Below are 23650 nucleotides of genomic sequence, written 5' to 3' on the forward strand. Positions count from 1 at the left end.
CGGTCAGATTCCGCCGAGAGCCGTGTTGATCTGGCGGTCCATGGAAGCCTCGATCGCTGTGGGCAGCGGGAACGTGGCCACGAACGTTGCCTCCACGTTCCCCGGCGGTGGCGTGACTCCCGCCTGCCGCAGATAGAAGCGCATGAATCCGTCGGCGAACTCGGGTGCCGCGCGGTCCATGAGCATCGCGCCGGCGCGTACCGCCGCGGTCGGTGCGTACCCGGCGGCCACGCCGCTGCGCTGCTCGGCTGCCGTCGTGTTGTCGATGATCGCGGAGTTGGCGATCGACTGCACCGCCTCGTGCGCGAACCCATAAATGGGATCGTCGAGATCGGCCCGCGACTCGGGCAGGGCGACCACCATGACGTTGTGTTGCGGCGAGGCGTTCAAAGTGCGTCCTTCGCCCCCGATAACCAACGACAGGACCAACTGGCCGTCCAACTGATGGGTGTTGGTGAGAAAGCTTTGGAACCGGGGGCGCAGCGATTGCCACAACGAATCCACCGCCACGACGAGGGGCTTGCACGCCTCCTGCTGGGACACCCAGTACTGGTGGAAGAAATGTTCGGACTCGTCACCGAGTGACTGCGTGAACAGACGCAGCCATTCCCGGTCCTGCGCGGTGGGAAACATCGACGCGACGAGGGCTACCTGGACCCGCAGCGCTGGCGGGGCGGTGCGGGCGTCGCCGTCAGCACCGAGGAAGGCGTTGATCGTCTGGACCATCTCGTCCCAAGAATCAAAGTAGAGCGGCAGGAACTGGCCGTTGGTGATTTCGGCGTTCTGCGCCATGAGCGTAGCGAGCCGCTCGTGGTTGGCGTCGAGTCCGGTGAGAACATTGTCCTTGCGCCGGAGCACGTCGAGCGAGTTGCGATAGCCGCGCCGGAACACCGGCACCTGGGCCGCGTCGCGGGTAATCATCGCGTAGCCATGCAGCCACAGGTCCACATGTTCGCGCGTGACCACGGGCCAGACCGGTGCGGGGGCCGCCGCTGGCGCACGGGTGCCGCGCATTCCCGTGGCGCACCCCGATGACATCACGGCGGCCACCAGGGCCGCGCCCAACCAACCGCTCCGCATCACTCCTCCTGGCCGGTGGACCGGCCGCATGCCACGCAGAACTTCCACCCGATCTCCAACTCCGCGCCGCAGGCGCTGCAGTTCCTCACCGTGAGGTTCTGCCCGCAATGCGGGCAGAATACGATCTTGCGGTCCTGCGGCAGCTTGCCGCCGCAGTACCTGCACCGTGCCTCATCTGCCGCGGCGGCCGCCGCCGCCACTGCCGCCGGCGTGGAGAACCGGACCCCGGAACCGCCCCCCTGGGCCGGCTCCAGCCCCGTCTCCGGCGTGTGGCCCTGCCGCTGTAACGCGACCGGCGACAGCGCCACCTGCGCGTCGGCGAACTGCCGGAACGCGCCGGGATCCGGATTGGGAGACTTGAGTTCCCGCTCCAGGGCGTCGCGCATCCGATCGTCGACGATCAGATACCCGCGAACCCCGGAAAGGAGCTGCATCAGGGTCAGCTCGTAGTCTTCGTTGGTGTCCAGGGCCAGTTCACGCCGGAAATGGCGGTAGGGCAGGAGCGTCTGGTACAGTTCCGCCACCTCGAACGGCTGGCCGAGGTAGCGCGGCTGCGCGTCGCGAACTGCTTGGACGAGCACAGTGAACATGCGGTCGATGGCGTCCATCCCGTCCTCCACTAGTCGAGCAGCGTTGCCTGGGCCGCCAAGGGCAGCGGCCGCGAAGCCCGAAATCTATCCGGATGGGGGAACCCCGCCGGCTCGGCGTGCAGCCGGCCGGCCGCACGCTCCGCGCCCAGCCAGCGGTCGAACCCCGACGGCACGGAGCCGCCCGAGGCCGTCTGCTCCCGTGCGGCGTGCACCGCGAGATCGTTGGCATATTCGTTCTGCACGTGGCCGTCGTGGCCGCGTACCCACTGCCACTGCACCTGGTGCGGGCGCACGCACTCCACCGCGTCCTTCCAGAGCGCCAGGTTCTCGATCGGGCCGGCTTTGCGCCGCCAGCCGCGCGCGATCCATCCCGGCACCCATTCGCTCATGCCTTTGATCAGGTACTGTGAATCGCTGGTGAAGAGCACGCGAAAGCGGCCGCCCTTGTTGGCGATGGTCCGGAAGGCCTCGATCACGCTCCACAGGGCCATGCGATTGTTCGTCGTCGCCGGTTCGGAGCGCCAGAAATCGCGCCGCATCACTCCCCCCGCGCCGGGGCTGCGATACTCGATCACCCCGGCGGCGGCGCCGGGATTGTCTCCGTCCTGCCCGTTGCCCAGGCACGACTCGTCGGCGTAAATAGCCACGAGGGGTAACACCGGCGTGACGGTCACCGCACGACCTCGAGCCCGTCCAGCTCATCGATGAACAGGGTGAGATGATCTCCCGTCGTGGGATTGCGCGCCTCGATGGCCTCGCGCCGCTCGCGCACCGTGAGCCGCTCGGGAATGACGATGTACTCCGTGCCCCGCCGGTACACAATGATACGGTGGCCGAACTGCACCGCCCGCTCGAGCACGTCGTAGTCGCGGTGAGTCAACTCCGCCACAGTGACTCCGGTCCGGTGCCGCACCAGTTGCGAGCCAACCGCTCCAGTACTGCCGCGGCTCTCGGGATCTCTTCAATGTCCACGTATTCTTCGTCGGCGTGCGCAACGGCGATGTCGCCCGGTCCGAAACAGATCGCCGGCATTCCTGCTTCATTGAGTAACGCACAATCGGTCCAGGCGCTCATGCCTTCGGTGCGCACGGGAATGGCTTGCTGCGTCAGCGCATCGGTGAGTGCACGCACGATCGGCGCGTTTGTACTCACGTCGCTCGGGTTCTGCGCCAGGGTCACCGCGATTTCCACGCGCAGCTCGGGGCGACGGGCCCGCACCCGCGCGCACGCCGTCTCCACCTCGGCCATCACCTGGGCGGGCGTCTCGCCCGGCATCGTGCGTCGTTCGACCTTCAGTTCACAATGGTCCGGGTATGTCGACATGCCCGTGCCCCCCGCGATGAGTGAGGCGTGCAACGACGCGTGCCCCAACAGCCGGTGGGTGTGCCGCGTCAGTTCACCCCTGTCGAGCGCATCCAACTCGGCCAGCACGAGACCGGCATGGCGGATCGCGTCCACGCCCAGTTCCCACCGGCTGCCGTGCGCGGCCCGGCCCCGAAAGGTGAGCGTGATCCACACGAATCCACGGTGCGCGGGCATGACAGCGAGCCCCGTCGGCTCGGCAACGATGGCTGCATCGGCACGCACCCCGCGATCGACAAGGGCCCGCGTGCCGTGGCTCGCGAATTCCTCGTCGACCACCGCAGCGACGATCAACTCGCCGTGGGAAAGGTCATCGGCAGCGAGCGCGGCAGCGGCGCACATGGCGGCCACCCCCGCTTTCATGTCCGCGGCGCCGCGGCCGTAGATGCGGCCGTCGCGCTCCTCGGCGTCAAACGGGGCGTGACGCATGCCTTCAACGCCCACCACGTCCAGGTGGCCGTTGAATAGCAGCGCATTGGCTCCCGGCGTGCCCACGCGCGCGATCACGTTCGGACGGCCAGGGGCCACCTCCTGGACCTCCACGCGAAACCCCCATGCCTCGAGTACGCCGGCGAGCAGTCGCGCCGCCTCGCCTTCGCCTGGGCCGCCGGACACGAGCGACGGATTACGGGAATCGGTGCGAACGAGCGCGCGGGTCAGGCCTACGGCGTCTCCGCGTTCCAGTCGCATGCGACAAGTCCTTCCTCGTCGAGAGTGAACGGCACCAATTCGCCCAATTCGGCCACCGCCCGCCGCACCGCGTCTTCCACGCCGTGCCGTGCGATGGCCACCACGCACCCGCCGCCCGAAGCGCCGGTTGCCTTCACGCCTGTCGCGCCGGCCCCGTGCGCCCGTTCGACGATGGCGTCGATGCGGGCCGTGGGGATGGACGGATGCAGCGACCGCTGATACGTCCAGTGTTCATCCACCAACGCGCCGAGCGCGTCGACGTCGGCGCGCGCCAGCGCCGCGAGCATCTGTTGCGCCAGGTCGCGCAGGCGTGCGAGTGCGAACGTTACACGCTTCTCTCCGCGGCGGTAGCCCTCGAGTACGCCGGTGATCGTGTCGCCCGAGATGCGCGACTCGCCCGTGTAAACCAGCACGCAGCGCCGCTCGAGTTCCTCCCGGAGGGTCGGCGGCAGCGCGAGCCGCCGCACCTCCACTCCGCGGCCGAAGGTGAGGCCGAGCAGCCCGCCGTACGTGGCGCAGTAGTGATCCTGCCGGCCGCCGGCGACGCCCAGGTCCTCGATCTCGATCGTCCGCCCGCGCTCGGCGATGCCCGCGCGGTCGATAGGCACGCCGCGCCACCGGTCGAGGGCGCCGAGCAGCGCCGCGCTCGCGGCGGACGACCCGCCGAGGCCCGCGCCGACGGGGAAGTCGCTGTCCAGTCGAACTTGCAGCCTCGAGGTCAACCCCGCCCGTTCGAGCGCCGCGCGGATGAGCGGCGCCTCCACGCCCCCCGCCGTTTTGGCCTCATACGGGCTCGGCGGTGCGCTGGTTTTGCCCTGCGTGGTACCGGCCTTGCGTGGTACCGGCCCTCCGCCGCCACGCAACTCCGCCGTCGCGTACCTCGCTATCGCCATTGCACACACTACCCCACCCTCCCGCTGCGCGTACGGCGGCACATCCGTCCAGCCCCCGCCAAAATCGATGCGCGTCGGCGCGCGCATGGCGACTACCCGAACCACGTCAACTCGAATGGTCGTGGATGATCCGCCAACGGCCGCTCACGCGCCGCATGACCAGGGATGTCGGGCCTCGGGCCGTGACCGAGTCGCCGCGCATGAGCACGTACCAGGCAATCGTGTTCACCAGGTCCGGGCCGAGTACGTCCACTTCGACGCCCTGAAAGTGCAGCGAATCGCGCTGCGCGCCGGGAGCGAAGCGAGCGGCGTAGACACTTCTGATCGCCGCAATGCCATGGAGGACGCCCGTCTTGGTGATGAACGTCGTTTCCGAGTCGGGGAGATAGTCCGACACGAAATCGTCGAGATCGCCGGCATTCCACGCCTTGGCCCCGTGGACGAGTACGGCCAGGACCTGGCGCTGAATCTGCACGGAGTCGACCGGTTCGGGGCGCGGCGTCGCGGCCCGTTGGAGCGTGAACCATGCCACGACGACGAGCACGAGCAGGAGCAGCAGGTGACGTGTGCGAAACATGCCAGACGTCTCCGGCTAGCGCTTCTTGGCGGCTTTCTTCGGGGCCGGCTTCTTGGCGGGTGCCTTGAGAGCCGCCTTCTTGGGATGAGGCTGCTTCGCCGGCTGCTTGGTGGCCAACTTCTTGGCCGGCTTTTTCGCGGCGGCACCCTTGGGCGCTGGTTTCGCCGCCGCCTTATTTGCCGTCGGTCTGGAACCGGACTTGGCGGCTTTGACCGGTTTGGGCATGAATACTTTGGACGGCGGCTTTGGAGGGCGCGGCGGGTGCAGTTTGGCAAAGGCGGCCGCGGCGATCTCTGCGGCTCGTGCCGCCTGCGCCTTGAGTAGCGCTGTCCTCTCGGCGGTGACCATCGTGGCCGTCGGCTTTGTGCGCTCGGATGCTGGCCGCTTGGAATGAGCGGCGTCGGCTTCGCGGAGCAGCTTGTCCGCCTCGTCCTGCGTCATCTGGCCGCGGCGTACCATGTACGTGGTGAGATCGCGGGCGCTTTCCATGGCAAAGCCGGCAATGCCGGCGGCGGCGCTGATCACGTCCTTCATGGCCGCAGCCACCTTGCTGCCGGCTTCGAGACTGATGAGCTGTGCCTTCTCCGCCAGCTCGGCTACCGTATCACGGGCGTCGGCGCGGTGGCCGGGCCCGCGTCGCGGTGCGGGTGCTCCACCGCTCGGTTGGGTGGTGGCTGGCTTGGCTGAACCGCCGTGCGAAGAATCCGGCATCTATACGCGTCCACTCTTCGTGAAAGGGGAAACTGCGCACCGTTTGATTTGATGGACGGCCGGAGGTGCGCTATGTTCGCGGGCCTCGCGTCCGAACAGGTTGGCGGAATTCGCGGCAAGTATATGATTTTTCGACAGCTATGCAAGGACTGCCGCGGCAGAATGACCAACCGGCGCCAGTCAATGGACCGGATGTATTCGCAAAAAGTTAAGCCAATATAAAGCCATTCACAAGCCACCAAATGCTCACTGGACTGAATGTACTAGATCTGTCGAGAGTGCTTGCTGGTCCACTCTGTTCGATGCTCCTCGGGGACCTCGGTGCCGATGTCATCAAGGTCGAACGCCCAGGAGTGGGGGATGAGACCCGGGGCTGGGGTCCGCCGTTTGATGATCGCGGCCGGAGCGCCTATTTCCTGAGCATCAACCGCAACAAGCTGAGTGTGGCCGCGGACCTCGACGAGCCGCGCGACGTGGCTCTGCTGCGCGGGCTCATTGCAGGAGCCGACGTGGTGATCGATAATTTTCGCCGCGGCACCCTGGCGCGGTGCGGGCTTGATCCCGACGCGCTCGTGGCCGACCACCCGCAGCTCGTCTGGTGCACGATCTCGGGGTTTGGCACAGCCAGCGATCGTCTGGGATACGACTTCGTGGTGCAGGCGGAGTCGGGATGGATGGCGATCACGGGTGAGCCTCAGGGTGCACCCATGAAGACGGGGGTGGCGCTTGCCGACGTGCTGGCGGGCAAGGACGCGGCCGTGGCGATCCTCGGGGCGCTCATGGCACGCGCGCGCACCGGCCGGGGACGCCGCGTCGCCGTTTCGCTCGCCGACAGCGCCGGAGCCGCCCTGGTGAATGTGGCGCAGAATGCGTTGGTCACGGGCATCGACGCGGGCCGGTGGGGCAACGCCCATCCCAATCTCGTCCCATACCAACTCTTTCAAGCCGCCGACCGCGGCCTGGTCATCGCGGTGGGGAGTGATGGACAGTGGGCGGCGTGTGCGCGCGCGCTGGGGCTCGACGCACTCGCCGACGATCCGTCGTTGGTCACCAACGCCGGCCGGGTGGGACAGCGCGAGCGGGTGGTCTCCGCCCTGCAGGAGCGGCTCTCGGAACGGGATGCCGCGCACTGGCTCGCGCGGCTCGCCGCCGCGGGGGTGCCGAGCGGCGTGGTGCGCACGGTGCTCGAGGTCCTGGCCCAGACGCCCTCGGCGTCGCCCCTCATGGGCATGCCATCGAGTGTCGGGGGGGAAAACCGCCGGATGCCGCCCGCCCTGGACGAGCATGGAGCGGCGATCCGGCGACTCGGCTGGGGAGTGTTCGGGACCTAGAGCCGGACGGCGTTACCTCCCGATCCTCAATATCGTCTTCTTGGCGTGACACTCGTGGTTGGCGGCGGGACGGGTGCCGCTCCCTGTTCCAAGCGGGGAAAGTGCATTACTCTATCGTCGTGAAGACGACGGAAACTACCGCCCCAGACATCGATCAGGATGGTTCTGATCAACTGATCATCCAGCAGGTGCTCGCGGGAAAGCGAGACGCGTTCCGGCTGCTGATCACCCGCTACAGCGATCCGCTGTATCGGCACGCGCTGTGCATGACGGGGAGTCCGGATGTCGCGGAAGACATCCTGCAGCTCTCCTTCATCAAGGCCTATCAGCACCTGTCGGAGGTGCGGGGCCGGTTCGACGCGTGGATGTTCCGGATCGTCGCGAATGGCTGCAAGGATTGGCTGAAGAATATTCGACGGTCGCACTTGAGCTACGAGGAGGATGATCAGCCCTCGCAGCACGCGACCCCCGAAGAGGAGTTGGACCGGACGGAATTGCGTTCGGATCTGGATCGGGCCCTGACGTCGCTACCCGCATCGCTGCGGGAAGCATTCATCATGAAGCACGTGGAAGGGCGCTCGTACGAAGAGATGGCGGATCTGCTGGGCACTACGGTCGGGGCGTTGAAGATGCGCGTGCACCGCGCACGCGAGGCGCTCCAGGCTCTACTCGAGGAGAAGTACGCCTGAACATGTACGACGATCTGAATTCCGAGCCTGGGCTCGCGCGAGAGGGTCAGAAGCGTCCGACGCCGGACGAACCAGCGCGATCCCTCATGGATCGAGAAGTCCCGCTGGGTCAGCAGGCGGAGCGTCTCCTCGCCGCACCCGTACATGCGTGGTTGGATGGGGAGCTGCCGGAGGCTGCCGTGCGTAAGAGCGATACTTCGAGGGACGTGGAATTCTGGCGAGGGCTGGACAGCGAGATGGCGCGCGTGCGCCGGATGCGCACGCCCCAGCACGTGGAAGCACAAATCATGGCGGCGCTGCCCACCCATGCGCCGGCCGCGACGATCACCCCGTGGTTTCGCCGGGAATTCGTCGTCACGCCAACCACGGCCCTGCTCGTCGGCGCGGCGCTAGTCGCCGCCGCCTCCATCATCACGGCGTTGGTCGTGCGCTGAGCGTTCGCTCAGTGTCCGAACCAGGCGGCCGGGATCCTTCGCGAACCCGGTCGCCTTCTTCGTTCTGCCCGGTGCCGGTAGGGAAACGATGACCGAACTCCCGGGGCGGTACCTGGCGTTGGGCGACTCCTACACGATTGGCGAGGGCGTGGCGGCGGCCCACCGATGGCCGGCGCGGCTCGTCGCCCTGCTCCGGGAGGCCGGCGCCGCCGTCGAAGATCCGGAAATCGTGGCGCGCACGGGCTGGACCTGTGAGCAGCTGTGGGCGGCAATCGATGCCGCGCGTCCCTGCGGTCCGTACACGCTCGTTTCGCTGCTCATCGGGGTGAACGATCAGTACGGCGGCGCGACGCCTGCGGAGTACGCGCCGCGCTTCGCGCGACTGCTCGCGCGAGCTACGGAATTCGCCGGTGGCAACGCGCGGCACGTGCTGGTGTTGTCGATCCCCGACTGGGGAATGACGCCGTTTGCCAACGGGCGCGACCGACCGGCGATCGCAGCAGCGATCGACGCGTTCAACGACGTGATCCGTACCGCGGTGCTCGCCGTGGGCGCCCGCTTCGCGAACGTCACCGACGACTCACGCCGGGCGGGCTCCGAGTTGGCGATGTTGGCGGCCGATGGCCTCCATCCTGCAGCTCCGATGTACGAGCGGTGGGCGCGGCTAGCCCTGCCCCCGGCGGCGGAAATCGTCCTCGGCTAGCGCCGCCGTTCTCAGAGATCGCGTCGTAGGAAGACCTGGTCCACGCCGGCGCGGTAGACGTGCGCGATGCGTGCCTCTTCGTGAAAGCCCTCCTCGTGCAGTCGCCGGATAGCTTCGGCGAACGCCGCGTCGTCGGGCCACTCGGCCATCACGAAGCGCGCGCCCATGGCGCGCAGCACGTCGAGCGCGCGCGCCACGAGGTGCGGGTCGTGCCCGATCAATAGATGGAGGCGGCCGGCCCCTTCCGCTCCAGCTACGAGCCCCACGAGGGCCACGGCCACAACCGCACCGCCGTGCTCCGTCCATACGGCACAACACTCATCCGAGGCGTGGTGCTCCGCGGCGTCGAGCAGTTCGAGCCCGCGTCCCAAGTATGGTGTGCCGCCGAGCGCGGCCTCGATGAGATGGCGCGCGCGGGCCGACACTACGTCAGATGTGCAGGGCGCGGCCGAGCGTGGCCAGGGCCGCTTCCTTGGTGGCTTCTGAGAGCGTCGGGTGCGCGTGCACCGTGATCCCGATGTCCTCGCTTGTCGCGCGGTATTCGAATGCAAGCACCACCTCCCCGATCAACTCCGAGGCATTGGGTCCGATGATGTGGCAGCCCACCAACTCGTCGGTGCGCGCGTCGGCAAGAAACTTCACGAACCCCGATGTCTCACCCATCGACCGGGCGCGGCCGTTGGCCGAGTACGGAAACTTGCCCGTGCGATACTCACGCTTCGATTCCTTCACTTCCCGTTCCGTCAGGCCCACGGACGCGATCTCCGGCCAAGTATAGACCACCGACGGAATGGACTTGTAGTGCATGTGCACGGGTCGGCCGGCAATGACCTCGGCAGCCACGCTCCCCTCCTCCTCGGCCTTGTGGGCGAGGAGTTTGCCGCCGACACAGTCGCCAACGGCGTACACGTTGGGAATGTTGGTACGCATGCAGTCGTCCACCACGAGTTCGCCGCGCTTGCCCACGGCGAGTCCGAGCGCGGCGGCGTCGATCCCCGTGAGCACGGGACGCCGGCCTACGGCCACGAGCACGTAATCGCCTTCAAGGGTCTCGGTTTGGCCGTTCTTCTCGACGTCGACGAAGACCCGAGTGCCATCGCGACGACCGGATACGACCTTGGTTCCGGTGCGCAACTCTAATCCCTGCTTGCGGAAGGCGCCGTCGGCTTCTTTGACGATGTCGTCGTCCATTCCGGGCAGGATGGTCGGGAAGAACTCGACAACCGTGACCTTGGCCCCGAGGCGGCGCCACACGGACCCCAGCTCAAGGCCGATCACTCCACCGCCGATGACGATCAGGTGACGCGGGACCTCGGGAATCCTGAGCGCACCCACGTTGGACAGAATCCGCTCTTCGTCGAACTTCAGGAATGGCAGCTCGATCGCCGCCGAGCCAGTGGCGATGATGATGTTCCGGGCCTCCCAGGTGGTAACCACGCCGTCGGCCGAAGTGACTTCCAAGATGTTGCCCGGCTTGACGTTGCCGCGTCCTTTGGACCAGACGACCTTGTTCTTGCGAAACAGGAATTCGATTCCTTTAGTATTTTGTGTGACGACGGCGTCCTTGCGCTGGAGCATCCGGGCCAGATCGAGGCCGACGTTTCCGATCAGCAGGCCGTGCTCGGCGGCGTGGTTCCGGGCAAACTCGAAGTGCTCGCTCGACGTGAGCAACGCTTTCGAAGGAATGCAGCCGACATTTACGCAGGTGCCGCCGAGTGTCTTGTCCATCTCGACACAGACGGTGGAGAGACCAAGTTGGGCGGCCCGGAGCGCGGCGACGTAGCCACCGGGACCACCGCCAATGACGACGACATCGGCTCGATTCGGGACCAAGTCTGTCATGTGGTGTTTGCTGGTAAGTGCTGAATCCTAAGCTAGCCAGTCTGCGTAGCCCCAGGGAGTGAGCGGCGCCCCCCGAGCGCCGCCCGGCAGTGGACGGATCGGGTGTTTCAGGCGATACCTTTCAGTTGCATTCACCTTCTTCGGAGTCAGCGATATGTCTCGACTGTTTCGTACTGCGATTGTCGGGCTGGCTGTGGCAGGGCTGGCATCGGTGGCTAATGCGCAGGTGTGCGTTGGCACCCCTTCATTTTCCACAGGCTCGGCCCGGGTTGGCGGCAGCGTGTTGATCGGCGACCAGAGCAAGGCGTACGGCGGACAGCTCGCCCTGGGCACGTACCACAACTTCTTTGCGGTGGGGAACTACAGCCACGCCAAGGACGACAACAGCGACGGCTCGTCGAACGCCGGTGGCGGCTCGTTGGGCTATGAGTGGGCCGTGGGTGGCGGCAGTTCGGTTGAGATTTGCCCGATCGTCGGAGTGACAGCCCAGTCTGGATCGCTGGTCGGCATGACGCCGTACCCAAACCTCCCACAGAACACGCTTGACTTGAACTTTGGCGGTTCGCTGGGTTGGACGGCGAGCGAGTCGAGCTCGATGTCGGTGATTCCGGCGATCGGAGCCTCGCTCGTGGCCCGCAGCTTCAAGTCGAAGATTGTCACGCAAGGAGCGGCGAATCCCACGACCAGCGAGAGCTTCGGCCTCGTCACGGCCACGATTGGCTTCGTATTCAACAAGCGGTGCACGATCTCACCGATGGTGCAGGTGCCGGTATCGGAGACAAACGGCAAGACGTCGTACGGTGTTGCCGTGTCGTACAACTTCAACCTGCCGAAAGCACTGCACATGTAGGGTTGCCGAGGGGCAGAAGAACGGAGAGCGGGGCCGCGTGATCGCATCGCGGCCCCGCTCTCGTTGTGGTCGAGCACCCAGCGCTATTCCACCAGCATGGCGCCGGGTTCTTCCATCAGTTCTTTGATGCGCACCAGAAACAGCACGGCCTGCTCCCCGTCCACGATACGGTGATCGTACGACAGCGCGACGTACATCATCGGCCGGATCGCCACCTGTCCGTCGAGGGCGATGGGACGGTCCTGAATCTTGTGGAGCCCCAGGATGCCGACCTGCGGATAGTTGAGAATCGGCGTGGACAGGAGCGAGCCGAACACGCCGCCGTTCGTGATGGTGAACGTGCCGCCCGTGAGGTCGTCCATGGTCAGCCTGGACTTGCGCGCCCGGTCGGCCACGTCGTTCATCTCCCGCGCCACGTCGAGCAGCCCCATGCGGTCGGCGTCCTTGATGTTCGGCACGACCAGCCCGGCTTCTGATGCGACAGCGATGCCCATGTTCACATAGTGCTTGTAGATGATCGCATCATCATCGATCTGCGCATTGACCGTGGGAAAGGCTCTGAGGGCCTGGCACGCGGCCTTCACGAAGAACGGCATGAACGACAGCTTCACGCCGTGCTCTTTCTCGACACGATCCTTGAGCCGCGTGCGGAGTCCCATCACGGCGGTCATGTCGACTTCGTTGAACGTCGTCAGGTGGGCCGTGGCGTGCTGTGCCTGGAGGAGATTCTCGGCGATTCGCTTGCGGCGCGTGGACATCTTCTCACGTTTCTCGCGCTGGTCAACGGCGCCCTTTGGCGCGCTGGGCGCCGCGGGAGCGGAATGGATGGCCATCGCGTCGAGCACGTCCGGCTTGCTCACCACGCCGCCGAGTCCGGTGCCCTTCACTCCTGACAGGTCCACCCCCGACGCCGTGGCGAGCCGTTCGGCGGCCGGCGACACGCGCGGGTTGGCGGCGACGATCGGTGCGGGCGCTATCGGCGCCGGTGGGGCAGGCTTGGCCGGAGACGTCGCGGGGGGCTCGGTGCGGGCGGGGGCCGGGGTGGCCGTCTCGTCCAACTCCGCGAGTGCATCGTCCACGTGAACCGTATCGCCCTCGGCGTGCAGGCGTTTGGTGAGGACGCCGCCGGTCAGCGACGGCACTTCGACGGTGATCTTGTCCGTTTCGAGTTCGACGATGGTATCGCCCGGCGCAACCGCGTCGCCCTCGGACTTGAGCCAGCGGGACACGATCGCTTCGGTGATCGATTCGCCGAGCGGGGGGACCTTGATGGACGTCATCGGATTCGGTGTCGGTTCTCGGCGGTCCAGCCGCCGCGGGCTCCGGGATTCCGGTGCATATTTCCTCCGGACGGAGCGCGGCTGGATGCGAATGGCCGCAAGCGAGTGCAATATAACTCCCGAGGGTGGCAGTGCGAGGACTCACGATCTCCGCTCATGGCGGGCTCGACCAGTTGCAGGTTCGCGATGACCTCCGTGAGCCGTCGGTGCGGGACCCGACCGAGGTGCGGGTGCGCGTCGCGGCGGCCGCGCTGAACCACCTGGATCTGTTCGTGCTCGCGGGGCTGCCGGGTGTGACGATCACCCCACCCTGGGTCGTGGCTGCCGACGCCGTGGGGGTGGTGGATCAGGCCGGACGCGGTGCGCGAGGCGTACGCGAAGGGGACACGGTGATCGTGAACCCAGGGATCAGCGACCGAACCTGCGTGTACTGCCGCGAGGGCGAGCAGTCGCTGTGCGTGCGGTTCGGCATTCTGGGCGAGCACCACCCGGGAACCGCGGCCGAGTACGTCGTCGTGCCGGGTGCCAACGTGCGCGCCATTCCGGCAAGCACGCCGCTGGCAGAAGCCGCGGCGTTCGGCCTCGTGACGCTCACGGCATGGCGGATGCTCGTCACGCGCGCGCAGTTGCGCGCCGGCGAACGGGTGCTCATCTGGGGTATCGGCGGTGGGGTGGCCACGGCAGCGTTGCAGATCTGCAAGCTCGTGGGTGCCGAGGTGTGGGTGACCTCGGGCCACGACGAGAAGTTGGCGCGGGCCCGGGGATTGGGTGCGGACCATACGCTCAACCATCGCACGCAGGACGTGGCGCGTGAGATCCGGGCCGCAACGGGGAAGGCCGGCGTGGACGTAGTAGTGGACAACGTGGGCGCGGCGACGTGGAGCCAGTCGCTGGGCGCTCTGGGCAAGCGCGGCCGGCTGGTGACCTGCGGCGGCACGTCGGGACCGACGGTGGAAACGGACGTGCGCCGGCTGTTCTGGAACCAGTGGTCGATTCTCGGGTCGACGATGGGCAGCGACGCCGAGTTCGATGCCATCACGGAGCAACTGCGGGCGGGGCGGCTCCTGCCGCCCGTTGACGGGGAGTATTCGTTGGCGCAGGGGCGCGAGGCGTATGCACGATTGCAGGATGGGGCGCAGTTCGGGAAGATCGTCCTACGTGTGAAGGAGTGAGTGGATGAGCGAACTGCCGCCGGTACCGGACCATGCCCAGTTCGCGCCCGACGAGGAGCGGGTGGTACGCGAGGCCTATGCGGCGGGCGGGGGCGTGCACTGTCCGCGGGACGGGGCGGTGATGACCGTGCGCGAGATCGGCGGTGGATCGTTCGGGCTCGGATACGCACGACAGCGCGAGTGGCTGTTGTGCCCGGTGTGCCGGCGGAGTGTGATCTTCGACCGGCGGCGGGGCACGCGCACGTAGGGCGCGCGCGGCTCGTGGCCGGCGGTCAACCGGTGTAGCTTATCTCTCAACTACCTGGATGACGCATGCTTCTTCCGCTGCAGGACACCACACAAGTCTCGAATTTCGCCGGGCGTCTGGGGGACAGCTTCGCCCAGGTGTTCACCGATTTCCTGCGCCCGCTCGGCGGGGCGGCGATCATTCTGTTCGCCGGCTATCTCGTGGCGAAGCTGTTGCAGCGGGTGGTGGAGCGGTTCCTACGGCGCATCCAGTTGAACCAGATCCTGGAGCGGGGAGGCGTACTCGAGGCCGTGGAGCGCGGCGGCTCGCATCCCAATCCTGCGCGCGCGGTGGCGGGCTTCGCGTTCTGGTTAATGATGTTCGCGGTGATTCTCGTGGCGGCCGACGCATTGGGGCTGCCGTCACTGGCCAACGTGTTCTCAGAACTCGTGAGCTACATCCCGAGTCTGATCGCGGCGGTCATCATCATTCTGGTGGGCATCGTACTTGGCCGGTTCGTGGGCGGGCTGATCGCGGCCTCGGCCGGTGCGCTCACGGGCGGGCGCATGCTGGCGCACGTGGGCCGAGGCGGGGTGATCCTCCTGGCGGTATTCATGGCGGTCCAGGAACTCGGCATCGCGACCGACATTGTGTCGACGGCGTTCGCGATCCTGTTCGGGGCGGTGGCGTTGGCGTTGGCGCTCGCGTTCGGGTTGGGGAACCGCGATCTGGCCGCGGAGGTGACGCGCCAGTGGTACGATCGCTACCGCGCGGAGCGCGATGAAGTGCGGGCATTGGAGCGCCGTGCGGTGGCCCAGGAAGAGGCGGAATTGGAGCGCGAAGAGGCCGAATCTGGGGGGTAGGCACGAGAAATTCGAGGGCGGAAACATGCGCCTGGCGGAAGCCAGGAGCGCTGTCCGCAAGTGGTTGATTTGTAGCGGGTTATGGCTTGCGTTATCGGTTGATTTTCGGTCTCGAAACCGTTAGGTTTACAGGTCTCCCGCCGCCCGCATTTCCGCCCCTCCCTCCACGCTAAAGATGACCGCTCCGAACAATCGAGAACGGATCCTTCCCCGGCTCATCGACGACGAGATCAAAGAGTCGTTCATCAACTATTCGATGAGCGTGATCGTGTCGCGCGCATTGCCCGACGTGCGCGACGGATTGAAGCCGGTGCACCGCCGGGTGCTCTATGCGATGAACGAATTGGGGCTGGTACCCGGGCGGCCGTACAAGAAGTCGGCGACGGTGGTGGGCGACGTGCTCGGCAAGTACCACCCGCACGGCGACTCAAGCGTGTACGACGCACTGGTTCGTATGGTGCAGGACTTCTCGCTGCGCTATCCGCTCATCGACGGGCAAGGGAATTTCGGGTCGGTGGAAGGCGATCCCGCGGCGGCGTACCGCTACACCGAGGCACGGCTCACACCGATCGCGATGGAGATGCTGGCCGACATCGACAAGAACACGGTCGATTTCGTGCCGAACTTCGACGACCGGCTGCAGGAGCCGGCCGTGCTGCCATCGGGGATCCCGAACCTGATCGTCAACGGTTCGTCGGGCATCGCGGTCGGGATGGCGACCAACATTCCGCCGCACAATCTGGGCGAGGCGGTGTCGGCGCTGTTGCACCTGATCGACCATCCGGACGCGACGATTACCGAGCTGCGCCGGTACGTCAAGGGGCCCGATTTCCCCACGGCGGGGTTCATCTACGGCCGGCAGGGGGTGAAGGACTATCAGGAGACGGGGCGCGGCCGGATCGTGATGCGTGCGCGCGCGGTGATCGAGGAAAAGGAATCGTCGAACAAGGCACAGATCGTGGTCACCGAGATTCCATACCAGGTGAACAGCGCCAAGTTGCTCGAGGACATTGCGCAACTGGTGCGCGACAAGAAACTGGAGGGAATCAGCGATCTCCGAAACGAGTCGGACCGTGAGGGGCTGCGCATCGTGATCGAACTCAAGCGCGACGCGATTCCGCGCGTCGTGCTGAACCAGCTCTACAAGCATACGCAACTGCAGACGACCTTCGGCGTGATCATGCTGGCGCTCGTGCCGGATGCCGTGACGGGGCGGCTCGTGCCCAAGATCATGCCGCTCAAGGAAGTGCTCGAGCACTACATCACGCACCGGCACGACGTGATTGTACGGCGCGCCCAGTTCGAACTGGACAAGGCGCAGGAGCGCGAGCACATCCTTGAGGGGCTCAAGATCGCGGTCGACCACATCGACGAGGTGATCAAGGTCATCCGGGCGGCCGAGGACACGCCGACGGCGAGTACCGAACTCCAGAAGCGGTTCAAGCTGAGCGAGCGGCAGGCCGAAGCGATCCTCAACATGCGGCTGGCGAAACTCACCGGGCTCGAGATCGAGAAGCTGGAAGACGAGTTGAAGGAAGTCCGCGGCATGATCAGCGAGTTGCGAGCGCTGCTCGAGTCCAGGCCCAAGCGCATGGCGTTGATGAAGGAAGAGTTGACGCGAGCGGCCGAGAAGTACGGCAATGATCGCCGCACGGAGATCACCAGCGACGAGGGCGAGTTCACCGTCGAGGACCTGATCGCCGAAGAGGACATGGTGGTCACGATCTCGCACTCCGGCTACATCAAGCGGACGGCGGTGTCCACCTACCGGCGACAGCGGCGCGGCGGAAAGGGGGGCACGGGGGCGACGCTGAAGGACGAGGATTTCGTGGAGCATCTGTTCATCGCCTCGACCCACGACTATCTGCTCTTCTTCACGGACGACGGACGCGTGTTCTGGCTGAAGGTGCACGAGATCCCGCAGGCCGGCCGTGCCGCCAAGGGCAAGCCCGTGGTGAACATGATCAACGTGTCGCCGGAAACGCGCATCCAGGCGATGATGCCGGTCCGGGAATTTCCGGAGAGCAAGTTCCTGATATTCGCCACCCGTCAGGGCACGGTGAAGAAGACGGCGCTGTCGCAGTACGCCAACCCGCGCTCCACCGGTCTCAAGGCCATCAAGATCGAGGATGGCGACGCGCTGATCGACGTGCAGGTGACCGACGGCAACAACGACATCGTGCTCGCCACGCGCCATGGACTGTCGATTCGCTTCCACGAGAGCGACGTTCGGCCCATGGGACGCGATACCACGGGCGTGAGCGGCGTGGAGCTCGGCGACGGCGACGTCTTGGTGGGCATGGTCGTGGTGAAACGCGAAGCCAACCTGCTGGTGGTCACCGAGCGCGGCATGGGCAAGTGCTCGCCAATCGATGAGTACCGAGTGCAGCGGCGCGGTGGCAAGGGGATCATCACGGTGCACCGAACCGAGAGGACCGGCGACGCGGTGAGCATCAAGGAAGTCCTCCCCGACGACGAACTGATGCTGATCACCAAGCAGGGGATCATCATCCGGATGCCGGTGAAAGGCATTCGCGTGGCCGGGCGCAACACCCAAGGTGTACGCCTGGTTGAGCTCGATGGGGACGATCTGGTGCGCGACGTGGCCCGGGTGGTGCCGGACGAGGAGGAGGGGGTCGCCGAGGACGCGGGCGAGCCGGTGGGTGCGGGCGACGAGGAATGAGCACGGGGCGCAGGGGGCGGCAGGAGCCGCCCCCTTGGCGTCTGGCGGCAGCATCCGCCGCCGACAATCTGCGCTTTACCGTTCAACCGCAAGATTGTAGGTTGGCTCGACGCACGAGCGTCACTCGATGTCTACTGCCCCTCATTCCAGCGCACCGCGACGGCGGAGCTCCACTTCACTCGAAGTGGTGCGCGAATCGGTCCACGTGACGGAACTGGGGGAGGCGCTCGGACACGCACAGGCGGACGCCCAGCGGGAGGCGATCCTGTGGCAGCGCTGGTTCCGGTATCTCGGCGTGCTGTTGGGGCTTCTCCTGGCGCTTCTGTTCGGCGCTTCCCCGCGCGACGCCGCGCTGATGCCGGTGGTGATCGCCTGCTTCATCTACCTGGCCAGCATCATGGGGACCTCGGGGTGGGTGAAGCGGTCGGAGCGAGGCGTGCTCCATCCTGTCCTGCCCGTGGTACTCGCGACTGCCGACATCGCCATGATGGCGGCGTTCTTCTACTTCGCGAGCACAGGGTTCGGGCACTACCGCATGTTGCTCATCGGGCTGCTGGCCGTGCAATTGGCGGTCTTCTATTTCGGCAAGTGGCTGGGCGCCTATACGGCCGCACTCACCTTGGCGGCGTACTTGCTCGTCGAGTTGGTGTTCCCGCCGTTCGTCGCCGGCGGGGGCGCACCGTTGAACCGTACGCTGGTGACGGCGGCGACCTTCGCCCTCGTCAGCGGCATCGTGATTCTCGTGTTCGGCAGCTTCCGCGAACGTATGGACGAATTGCGTCTGTTCTGCAAGCTCGTGGAAGACGGTGAACTGACGACGACGCTGACCGCCACCCGTGCTTCGCACCCCGACGATCTCACCCTACTGGCGCGCAGCTTCGAGACCATGCGCGACCGGTTCGCCGAACAGATCGGGACCGACCCGCTCACCGGGTGCGTGAACCGACGCGCCCTGGAGAACCGCCTGCGTACCGATTGGCGCATAGCGAAGCGACGCGGTTCGCACGTAGCTGTGGTGGCGATTGATCTGGACAACTTCAAGACGGTCAACGACTCCCGCGGCCACCCGGTGGGGGACATCGTGCTTCAGCAACTAGCGGGCATCATGAAGGCCACGGCGCGCGACACCGACACGGTGGCGCGCTTGGGCGGCGACGAATTCGTAGTCGTCCTTCCGGACACGGGAAGGGAGGGCGCGATGACGTTCGCCGAGCGTCTGCGTCACCGTGTCGAGGAGTTCGCGTTCGGGCCGGACAGCGCGCCCGTGGAAGCGACGGTATCGGTCGGCGTGGCACTAGCCGGCGGTACCGACCCGATCTCGCCGGATGTGCTCCTCCACGAGGCCGATCGGTCGCTGTACAAGGCGAAAGCGGGCGGCCGTAACCGCGTCTATTCCTGATGGCCGCCACCGTCGCCCGCCCGGACGCGCTGGTCGGGATCGAGGAATTCCAGCGCGCTGCCGCCACGCTGCGGCCGGTGGCGGTGCGCACGCCGCTCCTGCCCTGCGACGCGCTCCGCGAGATCATGGGCGCCGACGTGTGGCTCAAGCCCGAGATGCTGCAGCGCGGCGGGGCATTCAAATTCCGCGGGGCGTACAACTACCTAGCCAACATGAGCCCGGCGGCCCGCGCGCGCGGCGTAATCGCCCCGTCGTCTGGTAACCATGCGCAAGCAGTGGCCTTGGCGGCGCGCCTGTTCGGCGTGCCGGCGACGGTGGTGATGCCCACGACGGTCACGGTGGCCAAGCGCGCCGGGGCCGAACGGTTGGGCGCGCGCATCGAGTTGGCCGGCACCACCACCGCGCATCGTATGGAGCGTGCGCTGGAAATCGCCCGCGCCGAGGGTTCGACGGTCGTGCCACCGTATGACGATCCAACGATCATCGCGGGCCAGGGCACGGTCGGGCTCGAGATCGCCGAGCAGCTGCCGGATGTGGCGACCGTGTTGGTGCCGGTGGGTGGAGGCGGGCTGAGCGCCGGAGTTGCGGCCGCCGTCAAGCTCGTGGCCCCCGGGGTGCGCGTGATCGGCGTGGAGCCGGCCGGTGCGCCCAAACTGACGCGCGCGCGCGCGGCAGGAGCGCCTGTGCGGCTCGAGCACACCGCGAGCATTGCGGACGGCCTCCTGGCGGTGGAGATCGGGCGGCTGCCGTTCGCGCACCACCAGCGGTACGTGGACGATGTGGTGCTGGTGGACGACGCGGCGATTCGCGACGCCATGCGCCTGTTGCTCGAGCGGTCGAAGTTGGTATCCGAGCCGAGTGGTGCGATCACGGTGGCGGCCCTCGTGTCGGGCGCCGTAGTGCCGTCGGCCGGACCGGTGGTGGCCGTGCTGAGTGGTGGGAACGTAGACTGGTCGGGGCTTCAGGGACTGCTGTCGCCTGCCCTAACCGGCTAAGGATTCGATTTGACGCTCTCCGGTTCGTGTAGCACCTTTTCCGGATGAAGCGCCGTCCCAGTTGTCATACGGACTACGGTACCGACGCCCAGTTCTGTACCAAGGATGGCGCACGTCTGATGGCGGCGGGCGATCCCGCCCCCAACGTTTGCGCCGCCGCACCGCACGCAGCGGCGGGCGGCGAGATGCCAACGGATTCGGCGATGGTGGGCCGCGTGCTGGACGGCCGCTACCTGGTCGAGAAGAAGGTGGGTGAGGGGGGCATGTCATTCGTGTACCTGGCCACCGAGCTCGGTACGCGACAGCCACGCGCGATCAAGATCCTGTCAGCGGCGCTGTCGCAGGATTCGAGCGCGATGGCGCAGCTAAAGCGGCAAGCCGGTCTCGGCATGCGGCTGGCGCACCCCAACGTGTGCCACATCATCCGGGTGGGCGAGACAGAGGACGGGCTCGTATACGTGGTGATGCCATTCGTGGAAGGGGAACTGCTGTCGGACCGCAACAACCGGGTGGGGCACGTGCCGCTGGACGAGACGGTGCGGCTGGTGCAGGGCATGGCAGCGGGGCTGCACGTGGCGCACGAGCTCAACATCGTGCACCGCGATCTGAAGCCAGAAAATGTGATGGTATATGAGCGGCCGGACGGCACCGAGTGGCCGGTGGTGATGGACTTTGGGCGGGCCAAGGGGCGGCGAGCGGGGCCCGAGCTGCAGAGATTGACGGCCACGGGGGTCATCATGGGAACGGCGGAGTTCATGGGCCCGGAGCAACTGCGCGGTAAGCCGCTCGACGCGCGCACCGACATCTATTCACTGTCGCTGCTCACCTACGAGATGCTCACCAGCCGGCTGCCGTTCCAGGGACCGACGCCGCAAGAGTTGATGATCTCCCGGCTGCGCAGCGACCCGATCCCCCTGCGCAAGATGCGCCCCGATCTCGACTTCCCGGAGGCCGTGGAGCGCGTGTTCAACGAGGCCATGGCCCGCAACCCCGACGAGCGACCCGGAACGACATTAGATTTGGCTAATGGACTGGCCGCAGGGGCGGGCGATGGCAGGGGCGTCGGCCCGATGGGCCAGGGGTTCGGACGATGATCCGCCGGTGGGCGTCCGTGGTGGCCGCGGTGACGCTGTTGGGGGGAACCGCGCGGGCGCAGGGGGCGTCGTCGTCGCCGCTCCTGGACGTGCTCCACTACCACTTCGCGCTCACGCTTCCCGACAGCGGCCACCGGTTCGAGGCGGCCGTCATGATCACCGTAGCCCGGCGCGGTCCGGCCGACACGCTGACGCTCGACCTCGCGGGGCTGGATGTGGATCGCGTGCTCGTGGACGGGCGCGGCGTCACCGCACGACGGGCCGGCGACCGGCTGCTCGTGCCGCTGCCGGTGGGAACGCATGACACGCTGCTCGTGCGCGTGGTGTATGGGGGCACGCCCGACGACGGCCTGATCATTCGGCGCGACACCGCCGGCCGTTGGACCTACTTCGGCGACAACTGGCCGAACCGCGCCCGGCACTGGCTGCCCACCGTGGACCGGCCCAGCGACAAGGCCACGGTGTCGTGGTGGGTGAGCGCACCGGCGTCGGAGACGGTGGTGGGCAATGGCATGATGACGGGTCGGCATGCGGCGCCGCCGCTCGTGCCGGGCGGCGCGCCGCGCGAGGTCACCGAGTGGAACGAGATTCATCCCATCAGCACGTATCTCATGGTGATCGCGGCCGCCCCATTGGTGGAAACACGGCTTGGGGAAACGGCGTGCGGCTACGGCAGCTCGGCGCGGTGCGTGCCGCAGATGGTGTACACCGCACCGGAACAAGCCAACTATATGCCGGGGCCATTCGCGGCGGCCGATAGCATCGTGACCTTCTTCGCGCAATTGATCGCGCCCTTCCCGTTCGAGAAGCTGGCGCATCTGCAGAGTTCCACGCAGTTCGGTGGCATGGAGAACGCCACCGAGATCTTCTATTCGGATGAAGCCTTTCGCCGGCACACGATGAACGACGGCCTCATCTCGCACGAGACCGCGCATCAGTGGTTCGGCGACGCAGTCACGGAGCGTGATTGGCCGGACCTCTGGCTGTCGGAAGGTTTTGCTACGTACTTCTCGGCGCTGTGGACCGAGCATGCGCGCGGCGACAGCGCGTTCCGCGAGGCCATGGCCGGGATCCGTCGCCGTGTGTTGAGTGATAGACGGGTGGCGACACGGCCCGTGATCGACACCACGGAGACGAACCTGATGGCACTGCTCGATGCCAACAGTTACCAGAAGGGCGGGTTCGTGCTGCACATGCTGCGCCGCTCGCTCGGCGACAGTGCGTTCTTCCGTGGACTACGGATCTACTTCCACGCGCATGAATACGGGAATGCGACCTCGGCCGATCTTGAGCACGCTCTGGAGCAGAGTTCGGGGAGGCGGCTGCAAGCGTTCTTCGACCAGTGGCTCCGCCGGCCCGGGTATCCGGAGCTCACGGTGACCTGGGCATACGATGCGGCGGCACGCGCCGTTCATCTGCGGGTTGTCCAGGGTGACCGGTTCGGCTACTTCCACGTGCCGCTCACGGTGGAGTTGCGCGATGCCGCAGGTCACACGGAGCGGGCGACGATCGACGTCGATGCGCTCACGGAGACGGCGGCGACGATTCCCGTGACGCTCGCCTCGGCACCCACAACGCTCGTAGCGGACCCGGACGTCTCGCTGCTGGCGCGCCTCGACGTGAAGTGACACGCGCCGGTGCGTGTCACCGGCCGATGCGCCGCGCCTCCAGCATCAGACAGTGATCCTGCACGACGTCGATGCCGGCGCGGGCCAGCCGCTCGGCGGCCTCGTCGTTACGGATCCCCTGCTGGAACCAAACGGCCTTGGGGTGTTTGGCGATCATGTCGTCGACGTGGGCGGGAATGTCCTTCGGGCGCCTGAACACGTCCACGAGATCGACGGGGCCGGGGACGGCCGCCAGCGTGCGGTATACGGGCTGCCCCAGGATCTGGGTAACGTCCGGATAGTACACTGGTACGGGGACGACCTCGAATCCCGCCTTTTGCAGATATTCGGGAATGAGATACGCGGACTGTTGCGACTCGGGCGTCTTGATGCCGAGCACGGCGATGCGGTGCGACTGCTCGATGATACGGCGGAGTCCCGCGTCGTCCTCTATGAGGTGGCCGCGCCAGGCGGCGGACGTATCGGTCATGGGGCGTTTGGTAATGGTGACCCAAGGGGTCCCGATTGCGGACGGCTTGGCGTGACAGGCGAAGGAACGAACGGTTAGCTTTGAACAAT

General features: G+C 66.6%; 25 protein-coding genes. 13 read left to right on the plus strand and 12 right to left on the minus strand.

The features are described from left to right. Positions 1 to 3: 3 nt before the first annotated feature. The 8 genes from VNF92_09990 to VNF92_10025 are packed head-to-tail and all read right to left on the minus strand — an operon-like array spanning position 4 to position 5903. Positions 4 to 1080 carry a hypothetical protein gene (locus tag VNF92_09990; protein HVA58208.1) on the minus strand — a complete coding sequence of 359 codons (1077 nt, stop codon included), beginning with the start codon at positions 1078 to 1080 and terminating at the stop codon, positions 4 to 6. Continuing rightward, complete coding sequence (locus VNF92_09995; protein HVA58209.1) at positions 1080 to 1688, minus strand: zinc ribbon domain-containing protein; 609 nt, start codon at positions 1686 to 1688, stop codon at positions 1080 to 1082. Before VNF92_09995 ends, VNF92_09990 begins: the two co-directional genes overlap by 1 nt. 11 nt (positions 1689 to 1699) lie before the next feature. Continuing rightward, complete coding sequence (locus VNF92_10000) at positions 1700 to 2344, minus strand: ribonuclease H (GenBank protein HVA58210.1); 645 nt, start codon at positions 2342 to 2344, stop codon at positions 1700 to 1702. Further along, positions 2341 to 2559, minus strand: coding sequence for a hypothetical protein (locus tag VNF92_10005; protein HVA58211.1), 219 nt, complete (start codon positions 2557 to 2559; stop codon positions 2341 to 2343). Before VNF92_10005 ends, VNF92_10000 begins: the two co-directional genes overlap by 4 nt. Continuing rightward, positions 2547 to 3722: an ArgE/DapE family deacylase gene (locus tag VNF92_10010; protein ID HVA58212.1), complete on the minus strand. Its 1176-nt coding sequence runs from the start codon at positions 3720 to 3722 to the stop codon at positions 2547 to 2549. The genes VNF92_10005 and VNF92_10010 overlap by 13 nt, the downstream gene beginning before the upstream one ends. Beyond that, positions 3695 to 4702, minus strand: a complete 1008-nt coding sequence (locus tag VNF92_10015) for a hypothetical protein (protein ID HVA58213.1) — start codon at positions 4700 to 4702, stop codon at positions 3695 to 3697. The genes VNF92_10010 and VNF92_10015 overlap by 28 nt, the downstream gene beginning before the upstream one ends. Positions 4703 to 4721: 19 nt before the next feature. Then, the gene (locus VNF92_10020) at positions 4722 to 5192 is read right to left on the minus strand and encodes an SgcJ/EcaC family oxidoreductase (protein ID HVA58214.1); all 471 of its coding nucleotides are present in this window, start codon (positions 5190 to 5192) and stop codon (positions 4722 to 4724) included. A 15-nt stretch (positions 5193 to 5207) separates the two neighbouring features. Then, positions 5208 to 5903 carry a hypothetical protein gene (locus VNF92_10025; protein ID HVA58215.1) on the minus strand — a complete coding sequence of 232 codons (696 nt, stop codon included), beginning with the start codon at positions 5901 to 5903 and terminating at the stop codon, positions 5208 to 5210. Between the two features lie 242 nt (positions 5904 to 6145). Between VNF92_10025 and VNF92_10030 the strand changes: the two genes are divergently transcribed. The 4 genes from VNF92_10030 (at position 6146) to VNF92_10045 (ending at position 9060) form a co-directional block, all read left to right on the plus strand. Further along, entirely contained in the window at positions 6146 to 7234 is a 1089-nt protein-coding gene (locus tag VNF92_10030) for a CoA transferase (GenBank protein HVA58216.1), read from the plus strand. A gap of 119 nt (positions 7235 to 7353) precedes the next feature. Further along, on the plus strand, positions 7354 to 7923 hold the full coding sequence (locus VNF92_10035) for an RNA polymerase sigma factor (protein ID HVA58217.1): 570 nt from the start codon (positions 7354 to 7356) through the stop codon (positions 7921 to 7923). Between the two features lie 2 nt (positions 7924 to 7925). Then, complete coding sequence (locus VNF92_10040) at positions 7926 to 8357, plus strand: hypothetical protein (GenBank protein ID HVA58218.1); 432 nt, start codon at positions 7926 to 7928, stop codon at positions 8355 to 8357. An 88-nt stretch (positions 8358 to 8445) separates the two neighbouring features. Then, a complete protein-coding gene (locus VNF92_10045) occupies positions 8446 to 9060 on the plus strand; it encodes a GDSL-type esterase/lipase family protein (protein HVA58219.1) in 615 nt (204 codons plus the stop codon). A gap of 11 nt (positions 9061 to 9071) precedes the next feature. Here VNF92_10045 and VNF92_10050 read toward each other — a convergent pair whose 3' ends face one another. Then, positions 9072 to 9485 (minus strand): hypothetical protein, encoded by a 414-nt coding sequence (locus tag VNF92_10050; protein HVA58220.1) that lies wholly within the window; start codon positions 9483 to 9485, stop codon positions 9072 to 9074. A 4-nt stretch (positions 9486 to 9489) separates the two neighbouring features. Next, the gene (gene lpdA, locus VNF92_10055) at positions 9490 to 10902 is read right to left on the minus strand and encodes a dihydrolipoyl dehydrogenase (protein ID HVA58221.1); all 1413 of its coding nucleotides are present in this window, start codon (positions 10900 to 10902) and stop codon (positions 9490 to 9492) included. A gap of 154 nt (positions 10903 to 11056) precedes the next feature. Between lpdA and VNF92_10060 the strand changes: the two genes are divergently transcribed. Next, entirely contained in the window at positions 11057 to 11752 is a 696-nt protein-coding gene (locus VNF92_10060; GenBank protein ID HVA58222.1) for a hypothetical protein, read from the plus strand. A gap of 83 nt (positions 11753 to 11835) precedes the next feature. Here the strand turns inward: VNF92_10060 and odhB are convergent, their stop codons facing one another. Further along, positions 11836 to 13032 (minus strand): 2-oxoglutarate dehydrogenase complex dihydrolipoyllysine-residue succinyltransferase, encoded by a 1197-nt coding sequence (gene odhB / locus VNF92_10065; protein HVA58223.1) that lies wholly within the window; start codon positions 13030 to 13032, stop codon positions 11836 to 11838. 131 nt (positions 13033 to 13163) lie between these two features. On the opposite strand from odhB, the gene VNF92_10070 reads away from it, so the two are divergent. The 8 genes from VNF92_10070 (at position 13164) to VNF92_10105 (ending at position 23092) form a co-directional block, all read left to right on the plus strand. Further along, the gene (locus VNF92_10070) at positions 13164 to 14204 is read left to right on the plus strand and encodes a zinc-binding dehydrogenase (GenBank protein ID HVA58224.1); all 1041 of its coding nucleotides are present in this window, start codon (positions 13164 to 13166) and stop codon (positions 14202 to 14204) included. 4 nt (positions 14205 to 14208) lie between these two features. Continuing rightward, positions 14209 to 14451, plus strand: a complete 243-nt coding sequence (locus VNF92_10075) for a hypothetical protein (GenBank protein HVA58225.1) — start codon at positions 14209 to 14211, stop codon at positions 14449 to 14451. A 65-nt stretch (positions 14452 to 14516) separates the two neighbouring features. Then, positions 14517 to 15293: a hypothetical protein gene (locus VNF92_10080; GenBank protein HVA58226.1), complete on the plus strand. Its 777-nt coding sequence runs from the start codon at positions 14517 to 14519 to the stop codon at positions 15291 to 15293. A gap of 175 nt (positions 15294 to 15468) precedes the next feature. Further along, positions 15469 to 17976: a DNA gyrase subunit A gene (gene gyrA, locus VNF92_10085; GenBank protein ID HVA58227.1), complete on the plus strand. Its 2508-nt coding sequence runs from the start codon at positions 15469 to 15471 to the stop codon at positions 17974 to 17976. Positions 17977 to 18163: 187 nt separating this feature from the next. Then, positions 18164 to 19375 (plus strand): GGDEF domain-containing protein, encoded by a 1212-nt coding sequence (locus VNF92_10090; protein ID HVA58228.1) that lies wholly within the window; start codon positions 18164 to 18166, stop codon positions 19373 to 19375. Next, on the plus strand, positions 19375 to 20370 hold the full coding sequence (locus tag VNF92_10095) for a threonine/serine dehydratase (protein HVA58229.1): 996 nt from the start codon (positions 19375 to 19377) through the stop codon (positions 20368 to 20370). Before VNF92_10090 ends, VNF92_10095 begins: the two co-directional genes overlap by 1 nt. Positions 20371 to 20414: 44 nt before the next feature. Further along, complete coding sequence (locus VNF92_10100) at positions 20415 to 21464, plus strand: serine/threonine-protein kinase (protein HVA58230.1); 1050 nt, start codon at positions 20415 to 20417, stop codon at positions 21462 to 21464. Further along, positions 21461 to 23092 (plus strand): M1 family aminopeptidase, encoded by a 1632-nt coding sequence (locus tag VNF92_10105; GenBank protein HVA58231.1) that lies wholly within the window; start codon positions 21461 to 21463, stop codon positions 23090 to 23092. Before VNF92_10100 ends, VNF92_10105 begins: the two co-directional genes overlap by 4 nt. A 16-nt stretch (positions 23093 to 23108) precedes the next feature. On the opposite strand, the gene VNF92_10110 is transcribed toward VNF92_10105, so the two are convergent. Then, positions 23109 to 23561 (minus strand): CoA-binding protein, encoded by a 453-nt coding sequence (locus tag VNF92_10110; GenBank protein HVA58232.1) that lies wholly within the window; start codon positions 23559 to 23561, stop codon positions 23109 to 23111. Positions 23562 to 23650: the final 89 nt, after the last annotated feature.

This window comes from Gemmatimonadaceae bacterium (genome assembly GCA_035533015.1).
GTDB lineage: Bacteria > Gemmatimonadota > Gemmatimonadetes > Gemmatimonadales > Gemmatimonadaceae > JAGWRI01.